The organism is Psychrobacter raelei (assembly GCF_022631235.3).
GTDB classification, from domain to species: Bacteria; Pseudomonadota; Gammaproteobacteria; order Pseudomonadales; family Moraxellaceae; genus Psychrobacter; species Psychrobacter raelei.
Window position 1 is genome coordinate 544,779 of record NZ_CP093310.2, and the last position, 21,986, is coordinate 566,764.

23 protein-coding genes and 1 tRNA gene are annotated in these 21,986 nt (G+C 44.9%); 19 read left to right on the plus strand and 5 right to left on the minus strand.

What is annotated here, in order from left to right:
* The first annotated feature begins 636 nt into the window (after nt 1-636).
* The 3 genes from dxs (at nt 637) to MN210_RS02225 (ending at nt 4,529) form a co-directional block, all read left to right on the plus strand.
* Entirely contained in the window at nt 637-2,769 is a 2,133-nt protein-coding gene (gene dxs, locus MN210_RS02215) for a 1-deoxy-D-xylulose-5-phosphate synthase (protein WP_425605627.1), read from the plus strand.
* Nucleotides 2,770-2,923: 154 nt separating this feature from the next.
* Nucleotides 2,924-3,754: an inositol monophosphatase family protein gene (locus tag MN210_RS02220; RefSeq protein WP_011959700.1), complete on the plus strand. Its 831-nt coding sequence runs from the start codon at nt 2,924-2,926 to the stop codon at nt 3,752-3,754.
* Between the two features lie 127 nt (nt 3,755-3,881).
* Nucleotides 3,882-4,529 (plus strand): hypothetical protein, encoded by a 648-nt coding sequence (locus MN210_RS02225; protein ID WP_241879072.1) that lies wholly within the window; start codon nt 3,882-3,884, stop codon nt 4,527-4,529.
* 100 nt (nt 4,530-4,629) lie between these two features.
* Here the strand turns inward: MN210_RS02225 and purU are convergent, their stop codons facing one another.
* The 5 genes from purU to gatC form a co-directional block, all read right to left on the minus strand.
* Nucleotides 4,630-5,514: a formyltetrahydrofolate deformylase gene (gene purU / locus MN210_RS02230; protein WP_155586619.1), complete on the minus strand. Its 885-nt coding sequence runs from the start codon at nt 5,512-5,514 to the stop codon at nt 4,630-4,632.
* 224 nt (nt 5,515-5,738) lie between these two features.
* Nucleotides 5,739-5,815, minus strand: a tRNA-Pro gene (locus tag MN210_RS02235).
* Nucleotides 5,816-6,607: 792 nt separating this feature from the next.
* A complete protein-coding gene (gene gatB, locus MN210_RS02240) occupies nt 6,608-8,128 on the minus strand; it encodes an Asp-tRNA(Asn)/Glu-tRNA(Gln) amidotransferase subunit GatB (RefSeq protein ID WP_241879073.1) in 1,521 nt (506 codons plus the stop codon).
* The gene (gatA, locus tag MN210_RS02245; RefSeq protein ID WP_110816096.1) at nt 8,128-9,627 is read right to left on the minus strand and encodes an Asp-tRNA(Asn)/Glu-tRNA(Gln) amidotransferase subunit GatA; all 1,500 of its coding nucleotides are present in this window, start codon (nt 9,625-9,627) and stop codon (nt 8,128-8,130) included. The genes gatB and gatA overlap by 1 nt, the downstream gene beginning before the upstream one ends.
* A gap of 209 nt (nt 9,628-9,836) precedes the next feature.
* Complete coding sequence (gene gatC, locus MN210_RS02250; RefSeq protein ID WP_011959707.1) at nt 9,837-10,175, minus strand: Asp-tRNA(Asn)/Glu-tRNA(Gln) amidotransferase subunit GatC; 339 nt, start codon at nt 10,173-10,175, stop codon at nt 9,837-9,839.
* Nucleotides 10,176-10,838: 663 nt separating this feature from the next.
* Here gatC and MN210_RS02255 point away from each other — a divergent pair.
* The 16 genes from MN210_RS02255 to rpsQ all read left to right on the plus strand — a co-directional run bounded on the left by MN210_RS02255 (nt 10,839) and on the right by rpsQ (nt 21,962).
* Nucleotides 10,839-11,867, plus strand: coding sequence for a rod shape-determining protein (locus MN210_RS02255; RefSeq protein ID WP_011959708.1), 1,029 nt, complete (start codon nt 10,839-10,841; stop codon nt 11,865-11,867).
* A 22-nt stretch (nt 11,868-11,889) separates the two neighbouring features.
* Nucleotides 11,890-12,810, plus strand: coding sequence for a rod shape-determining protein MreC (gene mreC / locus MN210_RS02260; RefSeq protein WP_011959709.1), 921 nt, complete (start codon nt 11,890-11,892; stop codon nt 12,808-12,810).
* 213 nt (nt 12,811-13,023) lie between these two features.
* Complete coding sequence (gene mreD, locus MN210_RS02265) at nt 13,024-13,512, plus strand: rod shape-determining protein MreD (protein WP_011959710.1); 489 nt, start codon at nt 13,024-13,026, stop codon at nt 13,510-13,512.
* 102 nt (nt 13,513-13,614) lie between these two features.
* Entirely contained in the window at nt 13,615-14,253 is a 639-nt protein-coding gene (locus tag MN210_RS02270; RefSeq protein WP_110816098.1) for a Maf family protein, read from the plus strand.
* A gap of 169 nt (nt 14,254-14,422) precedes the next feature.
* On the plus strand, nt 14,423-16,264 hold the full coding sequence (locus tag MN210_RS02275) for an Rne/Rng family ribonuclease (protein WP_338412482.1): 1,842 nt from the start codon (nt 14,423-14,425) through the stop codon (nt 16,262-16,264).
* 575 nt (nt 16,265-16,839) lie between these two features.
* On the plus strand, nt 16,840-17,151 hold the full coding sequence (rpsJ, locus tag MN210_RS02280) for a 30S ribosomal protein S10 (RefSeq protein WP_007394248.1): 312 nt from the start codon (nt 16,840-16,842) through the stop codon (nt 17,149-17,151).
* 94 nt (nt 17,152-17,245) lie between these two features.
* The gene (rplC, locus tag MN210_RS02285) at nt 17,246-17,884 is read left to right on the plus strand and encodes a 50S ribosomal protein L3 (RefSeq protein WP_011959713.1); all 639 of its coding nucleotides are present in this window, start codon (nt 17,246-17,248) and stop codon (nt 17,882-17,884) included.
* A gap of 14 nt (nt 17,885-17,898) precedes the next feature.
* Nucleotides 17,899-18,501: a 50S ribosomal protein L4 gene (rplD, locus tag MN210_RS02290; protein ID WP_011959714.1), complete on the plus strand. Its 603-nt coding sequence runs from the start codon at nt 17,899-17,901 to the stop codon at nt 18,499-18,501.
* Nucleotides 18,498-18,848 carry a 50S ribosomal protein L23 gene (gene rplW, locus MN210_RS02295; protein ID WP_011959715.1) on the plus strand — a complete coding sequence of 117 codons (351 nt, stop codon included), beginning with the start codon at nt 18,498-18,500 and terminating at the stop codon, nt 18,846-18,848. The genes rplD and rplW overlap by 4 nt, the downstream gene beginning before the upstream one ends.
* Before the next feature lie 11 nt (nt 18,849-18,859).
* Nucleotides 18,860-19,690: a 50S ribosomal protein L2 gene (rplB, locus tag MN210_RS02300; protein WP_011959716.1), complete on the plus strand. Its 831-nt coding sequence runs from the start codon at nt 18,860-18,862 to the stop codon at nt 19,688-19,690.
* Nucleotides 19,691-19,701: 11 nt separating this feature from the next.
* Entirely contained in the window at nt 19,702-19,977 is a 276-nt protein-coding gene (gene rpsS / locus MN210_RS02305; RefSeq protein WP_007394243.1) for a 30S ribosomal protein S19, read from the plus strand.
* Between the two features lie 10 nt (nt 19,978-19,987).
* Nucleotides 19,988-20,317: a 50S ribosomal protein L22 gene (gene rplV, locus MN210_RS02310; RefSeq protein ID WP_011959717.1), complete on the plus strand. Its 330-nt coding sequence runs from the start codon at nt 19,988-19,990 to the stop codon at nt 20,315-20,317.
* 3 nt (nt 20,318-20,320) lie between these two features.
* On the plus strand, nt 20,321-21,064 hold the full coding sequence (gene rpsC, locus MN210_RS02315) for a 30S ribosomal protein S3 (protein WP_011959718.1): 744 nt from the start codon (nt 20,321-20,323) through the stop codon (nt 21,062-21,064).
* A gap of 3 nt (nt 21,065-21,067) precedes the next feature.
* On the plus strand, nt 21,068-21,481 hold the full coding sequence (gene rplP / locus MN210_RS02320) for a 50S ribosomal protein L16 (RefSeq protein WP_011959719.1): 414 nt from the start codon (nt 21,068-21,070) through the stop codon (nt 21,479-21,481).
* Nucleotides 21,481-21,675 (plus strand): 50S ribosomal protein L29, encoded by a 195-nt coding sequence (gene rpmC, locus MN210_RS02325; protein ID WP_007394239.1) that lies wholly within the window; start codon nt 21,481-21,483, stop codon nt 21,673-21,675. Before rplP ends, rpmC begins: the two co-directional genes overlap by 1 nt.
* Nucleotides 21,675-21,962 carry a 30S ribosomal protein S17 gene (gene rpsQ / locus MN210_RS02330; protein ID WP_011959720.1) on the plus strand — a complete coding sequence of 96 codons (288 nt, stop codon included), beginning with the start codon at nt 21,675-21,677 and terminating at the stop codon, nt 21,960-21,962. The genes rpmC and rpsQ overlap by 1 nt, the downstream gene beginning before the upstream one ends.
* Nucleotides 21,963-21,986 lie beyond the last annotated feature (24 nt).

Below are 21,986 nucleotides of genomic sequence, written 5' to 3' on the forward strand. Positions count from 1 at the left end.
TACAGACCTAAAGAGTCATATTCGTGAAGGAGGAGTGAGTTAGGTTGATATATCAAGGCAAACCAAGCGCTTTAGGGCTTAATCACCCTGCATTGTCAAACAAACTGCGATTAAAAACATAGAAAATTCACACAGCCAGTCCGATGAATAAAGCGCTAAATGAAAAAAAATGCTATTATGCCATACTCTTAATCCCGATACAGTGTTGGCGTCAGTGAAGCTTGGCTGGCTTACAAGAGACCTACCAAGCGGTTAGTCGCTGGTCCACTATAATTATTCTTTTGATTAAGACGGTATGGTGTCGCTATACCATTATAACTTATCATAGGGAAGTAAATGACGGCAGATGCCTAAATATCAAGTCTTAAAATACAGACTGCCGCAATAATGACTACTGGAACGGGTTTTAATCTGTGCAGAAGATGCATAGGTCTGATATCTTATCAATGTACGCCAAAATGGTGCACATGTGTCAAAAGACAGATAATTATTTTATACCCATATTCACTCACACTGATGCTCCGCTTAAGGTTGTGGTACTTTTATATCCCAGCATAAGCAATTTTAATATTGAGTTGAATTACCTCAATTCGATAGACAGCGTCTATACTAAGATTAGTAGGTTTTGTAAGGTCTATGCAGCAATATTCTAACTCCACTACGCCCAAGCCTGCGCCCTCGCAACAAATGGACTCAACCTCTGAAGATAACAGTGTTGATATGGCCATTTCGGATGCTGTGGCAAAAAAGCCGGCAGCCATGCGCCTATTTAGTGCAATTCCTACAACACGTCCTACGACCCCTTTATTAGATAGTATAGAGTCTCCTGCTGATTTAAAACCCTTATCTCAGGCTCAGTTGCTTGTTTTAGCAGATGAGTTACGTGAATACTTGCTATATTCTGCCGGTCAAAGCGGCGGACATTTTGGTGCAAACTTGGGGGTGATTGAATTAACCATCGCTTTGCATTACCTATTAGATACCCCAAAAGATAAGCTGGTCTGGGACGTCGGTCATCAGGCCTATGCCCATAAAGTGTTGACTGGTCGTAGAGATCGTTTGGCCACTATTCGTGCCAAGCAAGGTCTGACTGCTTTTCCTGAGCGTCAAGAGTCTGAATATGATACCTTTGGGGTAGGCCATTCTTCTACCTCGATTTCAGCAGGCTTAGGCATGAGCTTAGCGCTGCGTCACCTCAAGTCAGATGCCAAAGTCGCTTGTGTGATTGGTGATGGCGCCATGACCGGTGGTATGGCTTTTGAAGCTTTAAATGATGCAGTGCAACAAGACGCTGATTTATTGGTGGTTCTCAACGACAATGACATGTCGATCTCTTGCTCAATTGGGGGCTTTTCGCGCCACTTGGCCATGCTTTGGGAATCAGGCTATCAGGTAGATATTACGGCAGGTGGAAAGCCTAAGCTGACGCATCGTCCTGAGATGCCTTTGGCGGATCGCCGAGCACGTCACAGCGCCATACGCGATATTCCCCAAGTGGCTGATAACTTATTTAAAGCCATTGGCTTTACCTATTTTGGCCCCTTTGATGGTCATGACCTACCTGAGTTACTAAGGGTGCTTGAGCGTGCCAAAAACGTCTCAGGGCCGGTACTGGTCCATGTCTATACCACCAAAGGTAAAGGCTTTATCCCCGCTGAAGGCGATCCGGTAAAATACCATGCTATTAGCAAATTGCCCGAAAAACTAGAGCCCAAAGCTGCCGACTCTCAAGCCAACTTCGAAAAACAAGCATCTGTCCAAAGTGCCCCAACTCAGCTGACTAAGAAAAAATACTCTGATGTTTTCGGCGACTTTTTATGCGATAAAGCGGCAGTAGACCCAAAGCTGATTGCCATTACACCGGCTATGGAGTCCGGCTCTGGTATGACGGAGTTTGCACAGCGTTATCCTAAGCAGTTTTTTGATGTGGCGATTGCTGAGCAGCATGCCGTGACTTTGGCAGCGGGTATGGCCACTTTAGACGTTAAGCCTGTGGTCGCGATTTATTCCACTTTTTTGCAGCGTGGTTATGATCAGCTGATTCATGATGTGGCCTTACAAAATCTAGATGTCACTTTCGGGATTGACCGGGCAGGCTTGGTCGGGGAAGATGGGGCGACCCATGCAGGCGTGTTTGATTTGGCTTATATGCGCTGCGTGCCAAACTTAATCGTTGCCACCCCAAAAGATGAACATGAGTGCTACCAGTTACTCAACACATGCTATGAGTATCAAGGCCCAAGTGCGGTACGTTACCCTCGTGGTACCGGCCCTGGTGCTACTATTGTTAAACCTGCTCAGTGCTATGAGGTCGGTAAAGGGGTGATTGAGTCGACTTATCATTCAGACTCAAGCGCTCAGCCTGAAGTAAAGATTGCGCTACTGGCCTTTGGACCCATGGTCACTACCGCTGAAGCGGCGGCGCAAAACTTAATTGCTGCCACCGAGCTTGGTGCCATTACTGTGAGCGTGGTAAATATGCGCTGGGTTAAGCCACTGGACACCCAGCTGTTAGATGAGCTGTTGGCGCAAGGCTATACCCATATGGTAACTTTAGAAGAGCATGCAGTCATGGGCGGCGCCGGCAGTGCGGTTAATGAGTATTTACTCAATCACACCGCGTGCATTCAGCAAGGCGTGCGTATAAAAAATATTGGTATTGCTGATGAGTTTATCGCGCATGGTAGCCATGAACAACAATTGGCCGAATGTGGCTTAGATGTGGCTGGCGTTACTGCTCACCTGCAGGCGCTACTTGCGGTAAAATAAGCGGTATGACCTGCTTAAAAATAGGTTTTAACCTCAATCACAAAATATGGGCCACGCTTGGCCCCGCTGTTTTTTCTCCTTCTTAAATCAACACCACTCAACTGAGTATTTCAGCTGAGTTTTTAACCGCTTTAGTCGAGCAAATAGGAAAATTATGGAACCAATGGTCGTAATAGCAGCCCGCGCTGCTGAAAAAGTCGGTGCTGAGCTATTAAAAGCGCATCAAAACCGCCACAAAATTGAATTCGATACCGAGTCTAAAGGCCTTGAAGGTCTTGTCACTAAGATTGACCGATTTAGTGAAGAATTGACTATCGAAACTTTAAAATACAACTATCCCAATCATTCGTTTTTGGGAGAAGAGTTTGGCTTACAAGAAGGCCAAGGTAGCGACTCTGAATGGTGCTGGATTATCGACCCACTAGATGGTACGCACAATTTCGTACATGGCGTTCCTCATTTTTGTATTTCTATCGCAGTGCAGCATAACGGCGTTACTGAACATGGCGTTATTTATGATCCTATCCGTGATGAGATGTTCTCAGCAAGCCGTGGTAAAGGTGCTCGTCTAAATCAGCGCCGTCTGCAAGTCAGCCAGCGCAAAACCATCGAAGGCGGCTTATTCACGACAGGCCACCCGCTTGAGCGTCAACGCGGTGATCAAGTGGTCTCTTATGCCAAAGAGCATTTTGCTACGTTACAAAAAATCGCTGAAGAAGGGGGGCAAGTTCGCCGTCTGGGCTCAGCAGCGCTAGATTTGGCTTATGTAGCCGCTGGCCGCTTTGATGGTTACTTTGAAATGAAGTTAAAGCCTTGGGATATCGCTGCCGGCGAACTGTTGGTCAACGAAGCGCGCGGCGTGGTAGTGGATCATAATGGCGCTCACAAAGCGATGGAAACGGGCTCTATTTTTGCCTGTAACGTTAAACTGTTAAAGCCATTAATGAAGATGGTTGTGCCGACTTGGGGCGATGCGGTTCGTTAAGACAAGATTTAGTCTGATTAAAGCCCATAGATCATTATGATTTATGGGCTTTTTTAAACCAATAAATTTGGTTTATAACGATAAAATAGCTATTTAAATAGATGAAATATGATAATTAGGATAAGCCATGAAAAAGCCAGTGCTGAGTGCCCTAACTGCCTGCATAATTTTAATCGCAGGCTGTAATGCAGAGTCGGAAAAGGCGGAACCTAAAGCGGCTGTAACTAATACAGAAGATGTGGCCCCTATTGGTCATACTCAGACCCCGAATCATGGCCAAGCTGCCAAGTTGATTAAAAAGCCAAACTTTGATATTAAAGCTGAAGATTATGGCAATAAGCTAAATGAGTTACTTGCCAATACTGAATTTGCGGCTATGACCGTGACCAAGATTGCAGAAGGAGACTTAGGTGATGCCTTTATAATAGATTATCCGCATCACATAAGCCTTACCGGCGAGGTGAATGATTCTGGAGTGCTAGAAGCGTTAATTTACACCATGCCCTCCAATGAGCAGTTAGAAAAATCGGGGGCTAAATTATCACAGTTAGTGACGGCTTCCGTGTTGGCGTTAAATCCCGAGCTATCACCATCAGAAGCTAAGGCCAAAGTGGCAGAGTTATTAGATCACGCTTTCTCTAATTATATTTTGCAAAAGACCCACCAACGGGCCATAGGAGTCGTTGGAGAAGGAGTATATGTTTGTGAAATCTCTGAGATGGGCGTAAGGTTGTTAATTGAGCCAGCTGAAGGCAGTCGTTTTATAAGTAAGTAATAAAGATAAGCAATTAAGATAAGCAAAAAAATTAGACAATAAAAAAGTGGGTGGTGTTGTAAAAACGCCACCCACTTTTTTAGCTATTCTTTTATTACTATCAGTTAAACACAATGGTCTTATTACCACTGACAATCACTCGGTTTTGTACATGCCAGTTTACCGCACGTGCCAGCACATTACGCTCCACGTCACGGCCAATAGCACGCAGCTCGGCAACCCCTTGACGGTGAGTAACTCGGTGCACATCCTGCTCGATAATCGGGCCTTGATCCAGATCGGCGGTCACGTAGTGCGCTGTGGCCCCAATTAGTTTTACCCCTTTGTCAAAGGCTTGGCGATAGGGGTCGGCGCCGACGAAAGCTGGCAAGAAGGAGTGGTGGATATTGATAATCTGCATGGGCCAACGACTGACGAAGTCTTCAGACAAAATTTGCATGTAACGCGCCAATACCAGTAAATCATTACCAGCCATAATCTGATGAATTTGTTCTTCAGCCTCGGCTTTATTATCTTTGGTGACTTGTACGTGATGAAAAGGAATACCAAAGTTTTCTACCGCTTGGCGTAGATCATTATGGTTGCTGACTACGCAGGTAATATCACAATCTAATAAGCCACGCTGATGACGCCATAATAAGTCGAGCAGGGCGTGGTCAAATTTCGAGACCAGTATGCCTACTTTGGTCTTAATCGCATTGTCATGCAAGCGCCACTGCATCTCATAACGTTTGGCCACTGTGTGCGAAAAACTGGCCTCGAAGTTTTCAATAATCTCACTTAATCCAGCTAAGGCGAACTCTAGGCGCATAAAATACTGGCCGCCTTCATGTGCGGTTGAGTATTGGTCTAAAGTAATGATATTAGCGCCATAACGATGGATAAATTCAGAGACGGCTTGGACGATGCCAGCTTGGTCTTTACATTTGATTAATAGAGTGGCGGTGTCAATGGCAGGATTTAGGGATTGTGTATTTTTTGACATGAATAACTCACTAAAAAATAAGATGAAAAAAAGCAGTCAATCACTGACTGACCGCCTGTTCTAAAGGTTTGTAATGAAGATATTGATGTTGTTAAAGGTATTAAAGGGTCGCGCCATTATAGCAGGTACTGGCGTGCAGTGAATTGACAATAAGTCAATCAATCAAATAGTTACGCCTATAAAAAAAGACCTGCCATATAAATATGACAGGTCTTTTTAATATATGGTCGGAACGGCAGGATTTGAACCTGCGACCACTACACCCCCAGTGTAGTGCGCTACCAGACTGCGCTACGCCCCGATGGACTGCTATTTTACTTAATATTAGAAATTTTGCAAGGGGTTATGATTATTTGGCTTAGATTCATTATTTCTAACTAAATATACACTACATACTGCTAACAATATCTATAAACAGCCAAAAAAACTCAAATAAGCCTATCGTTAATATTGTTAAAGTTATCATTAGCCAAGTAGGTGTTTTGAGCTTAAGTGTCTGCTGACTAAATGTTATTAACCAAATAATAAGTGAAATAGATAAGATGAAGACACTTATATAGGAGTAAGTATTAAAGCTTTCACGTATTTCAACGCTGGGTCTTAAAAAAAACTGAAGATAGAAATTGTGAAAGTAGATTAAGCTAAAAAAGTAAGTGAGTAGGCAAGTAAAATGCCAAAGATTGATAAAGAAATCATTTCTTATTTTTGGAAATTTTATAATAATAAAAATCACGCCACTATTAATGAGTAATACGACAAGGGTAATGACACTAAAGATAGTAGTGTATATAGAGAGGTCAAAAAAACCCTTCATATAAATTGAGTCTGCAATCGTTCTCCAGAATAAATGATAAAAGATAGTCACTAGACCAATAGATGCAAGCCAAGTCATAAAAACATAAAGGGCGCTACTTTTGTTTGCTGGTTTTGACATAATAATTCCATATCAAGAATCTTTAATAAGTAGATATTAAGCTAAAATTCGAAATTTTTAACAGTAGATTATTTATAATATTACATGAAAAAAGGTAGGCCATTAACAATGACCTACCTTTTAAATTCTAAAGATACTGAATGAAGCTTTAAGCTTGGATTAACCCAACAACTCTTTTAGAATCTGGTTAACTTGCTGTGGATTGGCTTTACCACGGCTGGCTTTCATTACTTGACCGACTAGACCGTTAAAGGCTTTCTCTTTACCGCCTTTATATTCATCAACCATGGCTTGGTTGTTAGCAATGACCTCTTCCACGATGGCTTTAATAGCGCCAGTATCCGTCTCTTGCTTTAAGCCTTTGGCCTCGATGATCTTGTCTGCTGCATCAGCCTCATTGCCGCCTTCACCGTCATATAGCGCAGTAAATACTTGCTTGGCCAGCTTACCTGATAGGGTGTTGTCATTAAGACGTTTTAGCAGACCAGCCAATTGTACTTCGCTAATGGGCGAGTCGGTAATGGTCTTGTCATCTTTGTTTAAGGCGCCAAGTAGGTCACCCATAATCCAGTTGGCGGCCAGCTTAGCGTGCTCAGTACCCACTGTGGCTAATACGCTCTCAAAATAGTCTGCCAATTCACGGCTATCGGTCAAGATGCGGGCATCATACTCTGATAAGCCAAGCTCAGTGCTAAAGCGCTCACGGCGCACCACAGGCAGCTCTGGCATGCTGGCACGAATGGCATCTACGGTCTCTTGCTCGATACGTACTGGCAATAAGTCAGGATCTGGGAAGTAGCGGTAATCGTCCGCGTCTTCTTTGGTACGCATGATGCGTGTTTCATCGGCCTCTGGATCATACAGCATGGTAGCTTGGACGACTTTTCCGCCATCTTCAATGATGTCGATTTGACGCTCGATTTCACGTTTGATCGCATTTTCGATGTTACGAAATGAGTTTAGGTTTTTAAGCTCAGTACGGGTACCAAACTCTTCGCCCGGCTGACGCACAGACACGTTACAGTCGCAGCGGAATGAGCCTTCTGCCATGATGGCATCTGAGATATCAAGCCAAGTAACCAGCTGATGAATGGCTTTAATGTACGCCACCGCTTCGCTGGCTGAGCGCATGTCAGGCTCAGAGACAATTTCAATAAGCGGCGTGCCAGCACGGTTTAAGTCCACACCAGTCATGCCGGGTACCGCATCATGCACTGATTTACCGGCATCTTCTTCTAAATGGCCACGGGTGATGCCGATGCGTTTGGCATATTCATTCTTCTGGCCTTCATTAACGATAACATCAATGTAGCCTTTACCGACGATGGGATTTTCCATCTGGGTAATCTGATAGCCTTTTGGCAGATCAGGGTAGAAGTAGTTTTTACGATCAAAAGTATTGAGCAGACCCAGCTCAGCGTTGACGCCGATGCCAAATTTCAAGGCACGCTCGATAAGCCCCTCGTTTAATACTGGTAATACGCCAGGCAAGCCTAAGTCAACGATATTGGCCTGAGTGTTGGGCTCATTACCAAACTTAGTGGGCGAGCTTGAGAAGATTTTACTGTCGGTATTGAGCTGACAGTGAATCTCGATACCAATGACCACTTCATAGCCATCGATTAATAACTCTTTGCGAACGGGCTGATGGGTGGTGTTGCTTTCAGTGATAGCAGTCATTAGATGCTCTCCTGTGCAGTAGCAGATAGCTTAGTGTGATGGTCAGTGTGTTGTTGGAAGATATGTGCCGTTGATAACAGCTTGCTATCATCCCAATGGTTACCAATCAGCTGTAGACCAATAGGTAAGCCTGATTCGGTGAAGCCCGCTGGCATGCTGATGGCAGGTAGACCGGCAAGGTTTACGCCGATGGTGTAGACGTCACCTAGGTACATGGTCACCGGATCTAGGGCGGCATCTAGCTTATAGGCTGCCGTAGGCGCAGTAGGACTGGCAATCACATCACACTTCTCAAAGGCGTTTTTGAAGTCTTGTAAAATCAGGCGGCGAACTTTTTGTGCCTTGGTGTAATAGGCATCAAAATAGCCGGCTGATAGTGCATAAGTACCCATCAAGATACGGCGCTGTACTTCCACCCCAAAGCCTTCAGAGCGTGAGCGGGTATATAAGTCAGCCAAGTCTTTAGGGTCCTCACAGCGGTAACCAAAACGTACCCCATCAAAGCGTGATAGGTTCGATGAGGCCTCAGCAGGGGCCAACATATAGTAAGTGGCTAGAGTAATCTCAGGGTCAGTGATGTTCACCTCGACAATGGTGGCACCCAGCTCTTCATATTGCTTTAAGGCGGCGCGAACGTTGGCATCTACTTCCGCGTCTAGTCCTTTACCGAAGTATTCTTTGGCCACACCGATACGTAGACCGGCAAAAGGCTTGTCAGCGTCTGCTTGTGCGGCGGCCGATTGTAAGTCTGCCACATAATCAGGTACATCACGCTTGATGGAGGTCGCATCACGGGCATCATGACCGGCCATGGGCTGTAATAAATACGCGCAGTCTTGTGCTGAGCGGCCGAACGTACCGGCCTGATCTAAGCTTGAAGCGTAGGCAATCATACCAAAGCGTGACACACGGCCGTAGGTAGGCTTAATACCGGTTAAACCACAAAATGAGGCTGGCTGGCGAATAGAACCACCTGTATCACTACCTGTTGCAAAAGGCACGAAGCCGGCAGCCACGGCAGCAGCAGAGCCACCAGATGAGCCACCAGGCACACGGCTTAAGTCCCAAGGGTTATGCACGGCACCATAGTATGAGCTTTCGTTATCTGAGCCCATCGCAAACTCGTCCATATTGAGTTTACCTAAGCACACAGCGCCCGCTTCACGGATGTTTGATACGATAGTGGCGTCATAAGGGGAGACGAAGTTGTGTAGTATCTTTGAGCCTGAAGTGGTCAATAGTCCCTTGGTACAGAACAGATCTTTGTGCGCCATAGGCAGACCCAGTAAAACTGAGTTATCGCCTGCGCTGCGTCTGTCATCGGCTTGTTGTGCCGCTTGACGGGCGCCTTCTTCATCGATGGTAATAAAGCTGTTAACTTTTTTATCTAACGTATTGATACGCTTTAAAAAATGATCGGTTAATTCGACACTGCTAAAGTGCTGGTTCTGTAAGCCATCTACCAGTTTTGCAATGGATAAGTGATGTAAATCAGACATATTGGGTGTCCATATTGAGTAATTAACTAAGTAATCGGTTAAGTGAGTAATAGGGCATAAGCCATAAAGTCAGTTAAGCGTCTGGCTGTTGTTGTTTTATGTCACGTGTGCCAGCGCTTGATAGGCGGCTATGGCGAGTTTTTATGCTAAGCGGGCTATTTTATTTTTTACCCCTAGCAGACAGACAAAGCTAGCAGCCAAGCTAAATGCTATTCAATGACCTGAGGTACTAGATACAAGCCTTGCTCAACGGCTGGGGCGATAGATTGATTCAATTCACGGTCGATATCTGGATTGGGGATATCAGCACGCAGCTCTTGAGCCGCTTCATGAACGTTGGCTAATGGTGTTAAGCCTTCGGTATCGACGCTCGATAGGGTATGCATCATGGCTAGGATTTTGTCGATGTCTTCTGCGAAGTTTTGCGCAGTTTCTTCATCGACGGCCAGACGTGACAGCTTGGCTACCTCTAAAATATCGGCTGTGCAGATTTTGTCATCACGAAGATCGCCGATGGGCGCTTGTGGATTTTGGATTGGGGTAGTCATGAAACAAAGCATCCTTTTTTAGATTAGTTAATAAAAATAATTAAGACAATCAATGGGGCAATACATTAAGGCATTAAAGATACCGCAGACAAATACGCTGCTGATAAATATAAGGCTCAAACTCAGTTAAAAAAGCGTGCTTGCCCGTGTATTTATTCCTAAGCAGGCTTGCGGGTCACTACAATCATGAAATTGGTGGATATTATAAAGCAACTGGCAGTTATTTTCAGTGGTTACCTTGTGATAATGGCCAGTGGCTAAAGCGCTAAAGTGAGATAAGGCGGATACTGATGACATGAGCCATCTATCAATAAGCAGGGTCATAAACGATGGTCATACCCCAAGCTTAGGCGGTTGGCAACAGGTTTGACATGAGATGTTGCAAATTAGTGTACTGTATAAAGATGAAAATTTAGAGATTGACATGATTTATCGACAATTAAGCGCTATAATTTGCACCACTTGAATATTTGACGAACCTTTTTAGGTTTTTCCTTGTCGTCATACTTAACTTTAGTTAAAGTGTGTGCTTATATCTGCTCGGCAATATCTTAGAATATTTTTTAGTAACTCAAACTCACTTATTTGAGAGCCAATCTTAGCGAATTAACCGCTGATGATGACGGCTTCTCTTTAACTCGCAATACGCTGGAAACACGATACATGAACCCGTTTGGATTTCTATCTAACAATATCGCCATTGACCTTGGTACTGCCAACACATTGATTTATGCGCCTGGAAAGGGTGTGGTTCTCGACGAGCCCACGGTAGTGGCTCTGCGTAGTAATCGCACTCAAAATCCAACGGTAGCCGCTGTCGGCATCGATGCAAAGCAAATGCTGGGTCGTACACCGGACAATATCACCGCCATTCGCCCGTTAAAAGATGGGGTTATTGCAGATTTTGAGGTCACTCAAAAAATGCTAAAACACTTCATCAATAAAGTAAAAGCGCGTCGCTTTTTGGCTCAGCCAAACGTTGTGGTTTGTGTGCCTTGTAAATCGACCTTAGTTGAGCGTCGTGCCATTCGTGAAGCGGTATCTTCTGCTGGCGCCAACAAAGTCTTTTTATTAGAAGAGCCGATGGCAGCTGCCATTGGTGCCGACCTGCCAGTGCATGAAGCCAGTGGCTCTATGGTTGTGGATATCGGTGGTGGTACCACTGAGATTGCCGTCATCTCATTATCAGGCTGCGTCTATGCCGACTCTATCCGTATCGGCGGCGACATCTTTGATGAGGCGATTATCACGCACGTTCGCCGCAATCATGGCTGCGTCATTGGTGAAACCACAGCTGAGCGTATCAAGCAAAGCGTAGGCTCGGCCATTGATGAAGATGCCAAGCTTGAAGTTGAAGTGCGCGGCCGTAGTATGGCTGAAGGGGTGCCTAAGACCTTAACGGTGACCTCTGAAGAAGTTCAAAAGGCATTAAGCGACTCATTAACTGGTATTGTTAGTGCGGTAAAAACGGCCCTAGAACAGACGCCACCTGAATTGTCATCAGACATCGCTGAGCGTGGTATCGTGTTAACCGGTGGCGGCGCTTTGTTGCGTAACTTTGATAAATTATTGTCAAAAGAAACCGGCCTACCGGTTACCGTTGCAGAAGACCCCTTAACGTGTGTGAGCCGTGGCGGCGGTGCTGCATTAGCATTTATCAATAATAAAAGTCTTAATATGATTTTTGTGTAGCCGATGAGTTTATAAATTTAATATGCCAACAAGCATCTTTGCTCAGTACAGTCTATCGTTACGAAAAACAGCGGCCGTGTTATTGGTCGCTATGATTTTGATGTTACTGGATAGCAAAAACCCTGACTGGTTCACACCAATCCGTGATACCAGTCATTCGGCCATGCAGCCTATTTATCAGATGTCTGTGCTGCCAAGTTTTGTGAGTCACTGGGCAGATGGCACTTTGATGAGTAAAGAGGCGCTGCGTCGCGAAAACGTACAGCTGCATGCCCAATTGTTGCATGCTCAGGCCAAACTACAGCAGCAGGATTATGTGTTGGCCCAAAACGCCCGCTTGCAAGGCATCTTGTCGACGACCAAGCCGGATCAATATGATTTGAATTTGGCACAGGTTATCGGCACAGATACCAACCCCCTAAAGCAGATTGTGGTGCTGAATAAAGGCAGCAATGATGGGGTGGAAGTCGGTCAGACCGCGATCGATGAAAATGGCATCTTGGGACAAATTATTAATGTGTATCCCAATACCAGCCGTTTGTTATTAATCACTGATGAATTGCAGTCAGTGTCAGTGACAGTGCGACGTACCGGTCAGCGTGCTATTGTTTCAGGGGAGGGCACGCCAAGCTCCTTGAAGCTGGATTATATATTTAAGACCTCAGATATCCGAGTCGGTGATGAGCTCATATCATCAGGGCTCGGTGGCCGGTTTCCAGCTGGATATCGTGTGGGCCGTATTGAATATATTAATCCTGAGCAAAATGATAATTTTATGAATATCGAAGTAACGCCCGCAGCTGATTTTGTGAACAGCTCGTATGTGCTCATTATGCAAGACAGCAAGCACTCTCCGCGTTATTCCGATGACAGCTTTACCGGGTCATTAGAGCTTACTCAGGCCCCGTATGTGCCCCCAAGCCGTCCTATTGATGAGCCTTAGCCTGTCTAAGCTGGTCTATGGCAGGCAGCAAGCTCGTCGTTAAACACTAAGCCAGATGACTTGGTGTTTATCTTAAACTAAGCCCATGGCACAGTGTGTTTGTGGGCTTAGTGTTTAGCAACCCTGTGTCTTTGGTTCAAAAACTAGGTGATTTTGCTACATTTTTGAATTAAGATTTTGAACTTAGGTTTCTTAACAGGCGCTACCGCAATTATGATCAAGTCTCCCTTAAGCCCGTTACAATCTTTGCTGTTGGTTATTGCAAGTTTTGTGGCGGCTTCTGTCGTTAATATCTACCCGCTTAGTTTGGATGCCTCGAAGCTACGGCCCATGGCACTTATTATGGTGCTTATTTTTTGGCTTATCTATAAACCGCGCTATGTGGGGGTGGTGACCGCTTTTGCCATTGGTATTATCTCAGACTTGTTGTTAGATACCCGCTTAGGGCAGCAGGGATTTGCGGCAGTGATTATGGCGTTTTCGCTGCGTTTTGTTGGGCAGTATATCAAGCAAGTTAATTTGCCCGTTGCTTGGACGGTGGCGACAGGGGCACTTATCGTGTTTCAGCTGACGTTATGGATTGTGCAATACCTGACCCAGAACATATTTTATGCCAGTGCAATTTTTAGCTTATTGGTCAGTGTCATTAGCTGGCCGTTGGTATTTTTTGGATTGCACCGTTTTATCAACAAATATTCATAGCCCTAAGTGCATAACCAGTCATACCTTTAACATACCAAGTGCTGTCTGTTTTGTGCGCTCACTTTTAATCATTCATTTAATGTGGATAACCCAGCCGATATTATGATAACTGTTGTTCTTGCCTCGACTTCACCGCGCCGTCAGCAGCTGTTGGCTATGGCTGATCTTGACTTTGTGATACATAGCGCTGAGGTAGATGAAACGGTGCAAGCTGGGGAGAGCCCGCAAGATTATATCGTGCGTATGGTGGGGGCGAAGGCTGTAGCAGCGTGTCATAGCTTGGTATCACAGATGCCGGTAAAGACAGCAAGCACTGAGCGTCAGCTTTTTTTGGTAATTACCTCAGATACCATTGGTGTCTTGCCTGATGGCCGCTCTATTTTGGTGAAGCCCATTGATAAAGAGGATGCCTTTAGGATGTGGCAGCAGATGTCTGATACCGAGCATGCCGTATGGACTGCGGTACAGTTAACCTTGATTGATGAGTGCGGGCAGGTTGTATTAACCGATAACTTACTTGAAAAAACAGCGGTAAAATTCATTGCGCTCAATAAGGCGGCGATGGAGGACTACTGGCGAAGCGGTGAGCCTGCAGACAAAGCCGGTGGGTATGCCATTCAAGGTAAAGGCGCCGCATGGGTGGAGCGCATTAATGGCAGCTACTCTAATGTGGTGGGTCTGCCGCTGGCGCAAACCTTAGCTGCTATTAAACGTATGCAGCAACAAGCGGCTGACTTATAATATCTAGGCACTCATAAGGTAGGCTGCCTAACAATAACTTGGTGCAAGATAACAATTTATCAAAGTCAGTGGTACACTGAGAGTCCTAACGTTTTGAGTGTCCTGAACTTATCAGCGTATCATTCATTTATAGATTGTCATTAACTTATAATAAGATAAAAGGTCTGCTATGTCAGAAGAGCTACTCATTAATGTCAGCCCAATGGAATCTCGAGTCGCTGTTTTAGATAACGGTGTGGTTAGTGAGGTTTATATTGAGCGGCATAATAAGCTGGGTCTGGTTGGCAATATCTATTTGGGTACTGTGGTGCGTGTTTTGCCTGGAATGCAGGCCGCTTTTGTTGAAATTGGCCAGTCTCGTACCGCCTTTTTGCATGTTAATGATATGCGCCGTATTGCCCGTCCTGCCCCTACGGCAGACAAGGCCCCTGAGATACGTCACAACGCTAAGCAAGAACCGACCGTATTAACCAGTATGCCAGTAGATCGCTGTGAGCACATTGCTGAAAATGTGGTGACGGCAAGTGACACCATGGCATCTGTAATAACAGAAACTGGGCCCGCTATGGAGGCTGACCCGTTGTCTGCGAAGACAGAAATTGAGGCGGGCAGCTTACGCGAAAAAAAATCGGCTTTAGCAGATGAGTCCGACAATCTAAAAAATGATCTGCTCGATAACGCGCTACTTGAGATTGACTCTCCCGATATGGTGGGTAACGCCATTACCAAAGCCGATACCAAGCCCGCTGCGGTCAAAGAGCGTCAGATTATCGAGCCGCCACGTCATGAATTAATTCAGTATCGGCTGCATGAAGGCCAAAAAATACTGGTACAGGTCACCAAAGACCAGCTCGGTACCAAAGGCGCCCGTCTTACCACCAATATATCCTTGCCATCGCGCTATCTGGTATATTTGCCCTCCAGTGAGCACATCGGTATCTCGCAGCGCATCGACAATGAAGAAGAGCGCCACCGTTTAAAGACTGAGCTTGGCGCACTGATGCAAACGGTCAATCTTACCGGCGGGCTTATTGCTCGTACCGCCGCAGAGCGGGTACCAGTGGCCAAGCTAGAAGAGGATATCTACTATCTAGTACAGCTATGGCGCACCATTCAAGCGCGTAAAGAAGCCTCAGCGGGTAGTGGTCAAAGTGCGGTGCTGATTTATCAAGAATTGTCGCTTCCACTGCGCTCTATCCGAGATTTGGTGCATCCAGATACCGAAAAAGTCATTGTCGATCACGAAGGTATGTACAATGAGGTGCGTCAGTTTGCCAAAGAGTTTGTGCCTTTTATCTATCCACGTATCCTGCCTTACAGTGGCGAGCAGCCTTTATTTGATGTGCACCGAGTTGAAGAGGATTTGCGTGATGCGTTAAAGCGCCGAGTAGACTTAAAATCGGGCGGCTACCTGATTATCGATCAAACCGAGGCAATGACTACCATTGATGTCAATACCGGCTCTTTTGTGGGTGGCCGCTCGCTTGAGGACACGGTATATAAAACTAATTTGGAAGCCACTCATGCTATTGCCCGTCAGCTTAGACTGCGTAATTTAGGCGGCATCATCATCCTTGATTTTATTGATATGCTCGAGCAGCAGCACAAAGATGATGTGTTAGAGAACTTACAATATCAGTTGTCACAAGACTATGCCAAAACCAAAATTACTCAGGTCAGTGAGCTTGGACTGGTCGAGATGACCCGCAAGCGCACACGTGAGTCATTAGAGCAGCAGCTTTGCGAGCCATGTAAGACGTGTGAGGGTAAGGGCTTTATCAAGACAGCAGAAACCGTTTGCTTTGAGATTTTCCGTGAAATTATGCGCTGTGCCCGAACTTATAACTCACCTAAGAAGTTTACGGTGGTGGCGCACGCTTCGGTAATTGACTTGCTACTCTCATCTGAAGCAGACACAGTCGCTGACTTAGAGTATCTTTTGGGCCGAGTTATCACGTTTGAGGTGGAGAATTTATATACCCAAGAGCAGTATGATATCGTCTTAGATTAGTTGCATGCTAAGTGCAGATTATTTTAAGCGGTTGCTGGCTTTTTTAAAGACAAGCCTAAGCGTTATAAACTGGTTGTTTTTTAGACACTTTAGCCCTGTTTTCGCCTGACTATCAGATAAGTTTTGGTTAATTTATAGTCAAATTAGACACCTAAAATAGGGATGTTATTAAAATGTAAAAAGGGCGTAATAACCCCAAATATATGGCGATAAACACCAATAATATACTTGCAATTGGCTGTCAGCTATGTATAATACAACCCACTGAATTTATATGAGCGTTCCAAGTAAGTGTGATCAGATACGGCAGCGTATTGAATAGTAAACACTTGTAAAGCTTGACGTTAATACAGCCAAAGCATCGTTTTTGGCACTAATTTCAATCTTCTTTGCTACCTTCTTATATAGAAATGGTGGGCAAGGATTAAACTTATTTTGTTTTTTGAATTGTCTCATGTGATTAATCTCACGATTTGACCAAAAAATAAATCATTTATATAACGGCTATTTGTCATTTAACGTTCGCCATTTGGGTTATCGTTGATGATAAAACCATTTATTAGGAGCTTGCTGGCATGGCTAACCAGAGAATCCGTATCCGACTAAAGTCTTTTGATCATAGATTGATCGATCAGTCGGCACAAGAGATTGTCGATACCGCAAAGCGCACTGGTGCGCAAGTTTGTGGTCCTGTACCGTTGCCTACTCGCATCGAGCGTTTCAACGTCCTAACCTCGCCACACGTCAACAAAGACGCGCGAGATCAGTACGAGATTCGTACTCACAAGCGTATGCTTGACATCGTGCAACCTACTGATAAAACAGTAGACGCATTGATGAAGTTGGACTTGGCTGCTGGTGTAGACGTTCAAATCGCATTGGGTTAATAAGTACGTTTCTATAATAATACGTACTGATTAATATAGAGCGACATACTAACAATTACCCAGAATATTAATTGAAGATATAAAGAGGTTTAACATGGCGATCGGTTTAGTCGGTAAGAAATGCGGCATGACCCGTGTCTTCACTGAAACAGGCGCTTCTATCCCTGTAACGGTTGTTGAGGTCGATGCAAACCGCATTACTCAAATCAAAACGAATGACACTGACGGCTATCAAGCCATCCAGATCACCACAGGTGAGCGTCGTGACAGCCGCGTAACAGCAGCACAAAAAGGTCACTTTGCTAAAGCAGGCGTTAAAGCCGGCCGCGGTGTGTGGGAATTTCGTGTTACAGAAGAAGAACTTGAAGGACGTGAAGCGGGTAGCGAAATTGCTGCTGACCTATTTGAAGCAGGGCAACTTGTTGATGTTACAGGTCAAAGTAAAGGTAAAGGCTTCCAAGGTGGCGTAAAACGTCATAACTTTAGTATGCAAGATGCTACACACGGTAACTCAGTATCGCATCGCGTATTGGGTTCTACAGGTCAGAACCAAAGCCCAGGTAAAGTTTTCAAAGGTAAGAAAATGCCAGGGCAAATGGGTAACAAACGTGTTACCGTTCAAGGACTTGAAGTCGTGTCAGTAGACGCTGAAAAAGGTCTTCTCGTCATTAAAGGTGCCATTCCAGGTGCCAATGGTGGCGATGTCATCGTACGTCCGTCAATCAAAGCCTAAGCAAGGGGATTAACGTGAATTTAAAAACTGTTACAGGCGCAGCGGTTGAGCTGTCTGACACGGCATTTGGTCGTGAATTCAACGAAGCCCTCGTTCACCAAGTCGTCACTGCTTATTTAGCAGGCGCACGTCAAGGTACCCGCGCACAAAAGACTCGTGCTGAAGTTTCTGGCGGTGGTAAAAAACCATGGCGTCAAAAAGGTACTGGCCGTGCACGTGCTGGTTCTACTCGTAGCCCAATTTGGGTTGGTGGTGGTCGAGCGTTTGCTGCCAAGCCACAAGACTGGTCACAAAAAGTGAACCGTAAAATGTATCGCGGTGCGATGCAGTGTATCTTAGCTGAATTAGTTCGCCAAGACCGTCTAATTTTAGTTGACAGCATCACTGTGTCAGCGCCAAAGACAAAAGAATTAATTAGCAAATTGGCAGAACTTAATGCACCACGTGCATTAATCGTGACCAATGAAGTTGATGAGAATCTATACTTAGCTGCCCGCAACATTCCACATGTGAATGTTCTAGGTACTAACGAAGTGGATCCAGTTAGCTTGATTGCGTTTGATAAAGTCATCATGTCTGTTGACGCAGCGAAACAATTTGAGGAAGCACTAGCATGAACAACGCAAGACTTTATCAGGTCTTAAAAGGGCCTGTGTTCTCAGAGAAATCTCAGCTGTTAGGTGACTCGTTAGGTGTTCAAGTTTTCAAAGTTGATAACAATGCCACCAAGCGTGAAATCAAAAAAGCAGTCGAGTTAATGTTTGAAGGTGTGGAAGTTACTAAGGTAAACACCTTAAATGTTAAAGGTAAAACAAAGCGCTTTGGTCGCACTGTAGGTCGTCGTAATGACTATAAAAAAGCCTATGTGACTTTAAAAGCTGGTCAAGATGTACAAATGGCTGATGCTGGTGAAGAGATTGCAGATAATGCAGCTTCTACTAGCGAAACAGCGAACAACGAATAAGGATACAAATCATGCCTATCGTAAAAGCAAAGCCAACATCACCAGGTCGCCGTTTTGTTGAAAAAGTGGTGCATCCACACCTTTACAAAGGTCGTCCGCATGCCCCACTTGTTGAAGCACAAGGTAGATCAGGTGGTCGTAATAACAATGGTCGTATTACATCACGTCACATTGGTGGTGGACACAAGCAACACTATCGTATTATCGACTTCAAACGTACTAAAGACAATATCCCAGCAACGGTAGAGCGTATCGAATACGATCCAAACCGTACTGCACATATTGCCCTTCTTAAGTATGCTGATGGTGAGCGTCGTTATATCATCGCTCCTAAGAAACTTAAAGTTGGCGATACAGTATTGTCAGGTGAAGCGTCACCAATCCGTCCAGGTAACTGTTTACCTCTAAAAAATATTCCTGTTGGTACTACCATCAGTAATATTGAACTAAAAATCGGTAAAGGCGCGCAAATGGCTCGCTCAGCTGGTGCTTCAGTTCAGTTACTAGGTAAAGAAGGTATTTACGCAATCCTACGTCTACGTTCAGGCGAGACTCGTCGTGTACACGTAAATTGCCGTGCCGTTATCGGTGAAGTTTCAAACACTGAAAATAACCTAAAATCACTTGGTAAAGCAGGTGCATCTCGTTGGCGTGGTGTTCGCCCAACGGTTCGTGGTACTGCGATGAACCCAGTAGATCACCCACACGGTGGTGGTGAAGGTCGTACAATGGGTAAACATCCAACAACGCCATGGGGTCAGAAGACTAAAGGTCTTAAAACGCGTTCTAACAAGCGTACTGACAGTATGATCATCCGTCGCCGTCGCGCCAAGAAGAAATAAAGGAAAATTTCATGCCTCGTTCATTGAAAAAAGGTCCATTCATTGATGCGCATCTGTTTGCCAAAGTAGAAAAAGCTGTAGAGTCAAACTCACGCAAGCCTATTAAAACTTGGTCACGTCGCTCGATGATTCTGCCACAAATGGTTGGTCTAACAATTTCTGTTCACAACGGCCGTACACATGTACCGGTTATCATTAGTGAGCAAATGGTTGGCCATAAACTAGGTGAATTTGCCCCGACTCGCACTTATCGCGGTCATGGCTTTGACAAGAAAGCAAAAAAATAAGGTGCTCACTATGGAAGTAACTGCAAAATTACGCGGTGCCGCCATTTCGGCACAGAAAGTTCGACTTGTCGCAGATGAAGTTCGTGGTAAGTCTATTGAGCGTGCTTTGGATATCCTTGCGTTCAGCAATAAAAAAGGCGCAGTATTCGTTAAGAAATGTCTTGAGTCTGCTATCGCAAACGCTGAACACAACCACGGTTTAGATATCGATACGCTTAAAGTATCAACTATCTATGTGGATGAAGGCATCACGCTAAAGCGTATCCTACCACGTGCAAAGGGTCGTGCTGATCGTATCAGTAAACGTACCTGTCACATCACTGTTAAGGTAGGAGAATAACTCATGGGACAAAAAGTACATCCAATCGGAATTCGTCTTGGCGTTGTAAAAAAACACAATGCTAACTGGTATGCAGACCCAAAACAGTATTCTGAATACCTACTTAACGATCTTCAAGTACGTGACTATCTTCGTAAGAAGCTAGACAATGCTATGATTAGCCACATTATGATCGAGCGTCCTACTGGCGCAGCTAAGATCACAATTTCAACGGCTCGTCCTGGTATCGTTATTGGTAAAAAAGGCGAAGATATTGAGAAGTTACAAAAAGAATTAACCAAAATGATGGGCGTACCTGCTCAGGTTAATATCGAAGAAATCACTTCTCCAGATTTAGATGCTCGTCTAGTTGCTGAAGGTATCGCCAGCCAACTAGAGCGCCGTGTTATGTTCCGTCGTGCGATGAAGCGCGCCGTTCAAAACAGCATGCGCTCTGGTGCTCAAGGTATTAAAGTAGAACTGTCTGGTCGTTTAGGTGGTGCTGAAATCGCTCGTACTGAGTGGTATCGTGAAGGTCGTGTACCTTTACATACGCTACGTGCTGATATCGATTATGCATCAGTTCGTGCAGAGACTACTTACGGAACCATCGGTGTTAAAGTATGGGTATTCCGTGGTGAAATTCTAGATGGTATGGATAGCGTTTATAATCCTCCTAAAGAAGATAAGACTCGTGCGCCAAAACGTCGCGGCCGTAGTAACAGCAACCGCCGCAATTCAGACAGAGCAAACACAGATAGAGGTTAAGCTATGTTACAACCAAAACGTACCAAATTTCGTAAAATGCATAAAGGGCGTAACACGGGTTTAGCACATCGTGGTAGCACCGTTGCATTTGGTCAGTTTGGCCTAAAATCAGTTGGTCGTGGTCGTATGACAGCACGTCAAATTGAAGCGGCACGTCGTACCATCACTCGTAAAGTAAAACGTGGTGGTAAGATCTGGATCCGTGTATTCCCTGACAAGCCAATTACTAACAAACCATTAGAAGTTCGTATGGGTAAAGGTAAAGGTCCTGTTGAGTACTGGGTATGCGAAATCAAACCAGGTAAAATGCTTTATGAGATCGAAGGGGTTTCAGAAGAGTTAGCCCGCGAAGCGTTCACGCTTGCAGCAGCTAAGCTTCCCTTCAAAACTACCATTGTTAAGCGGACGATAATGTAATGAAGATCAGTGAATTACGAGACAAATCAGTAGAAGAGCTGACTGGATTACTAGATGAGAAGCAACTTGATGCTTTCCGTCTTCGTATGGCAAAAGCCACCGGTCAACTAGGTAGCACCCACGAAGTCAGAGCCAATCGCCGTGCGATCGCTCAGATCAAGACTTTGATTAATGAAAAACAAAGAGGCGCCTAATGAGTGACGATATTCAACAAACCGAAGTTTCGGGCACAGGTGTAGGTATTGTTACTGGTAAGGTTGTCAGTAACAAGATGGACAAGTCCATTACAGTATTGATTGAGCGTAAAGTTCGTCACCCACTATATGGCAAACAGATCCGTCGTTCTACAAAAATTAAAGCCCATGATGAAAATAACGTCTGTAAAGAAGGTGATGTGGTTCGTATTATTGAAACCCGTCCTATCTCTAAGACTAAGTCTTGGAAATTAGTAGACGTTGTGGAAACAGCGGAAAAAATATAAGCAAATTGCAATTGGCATTAATTA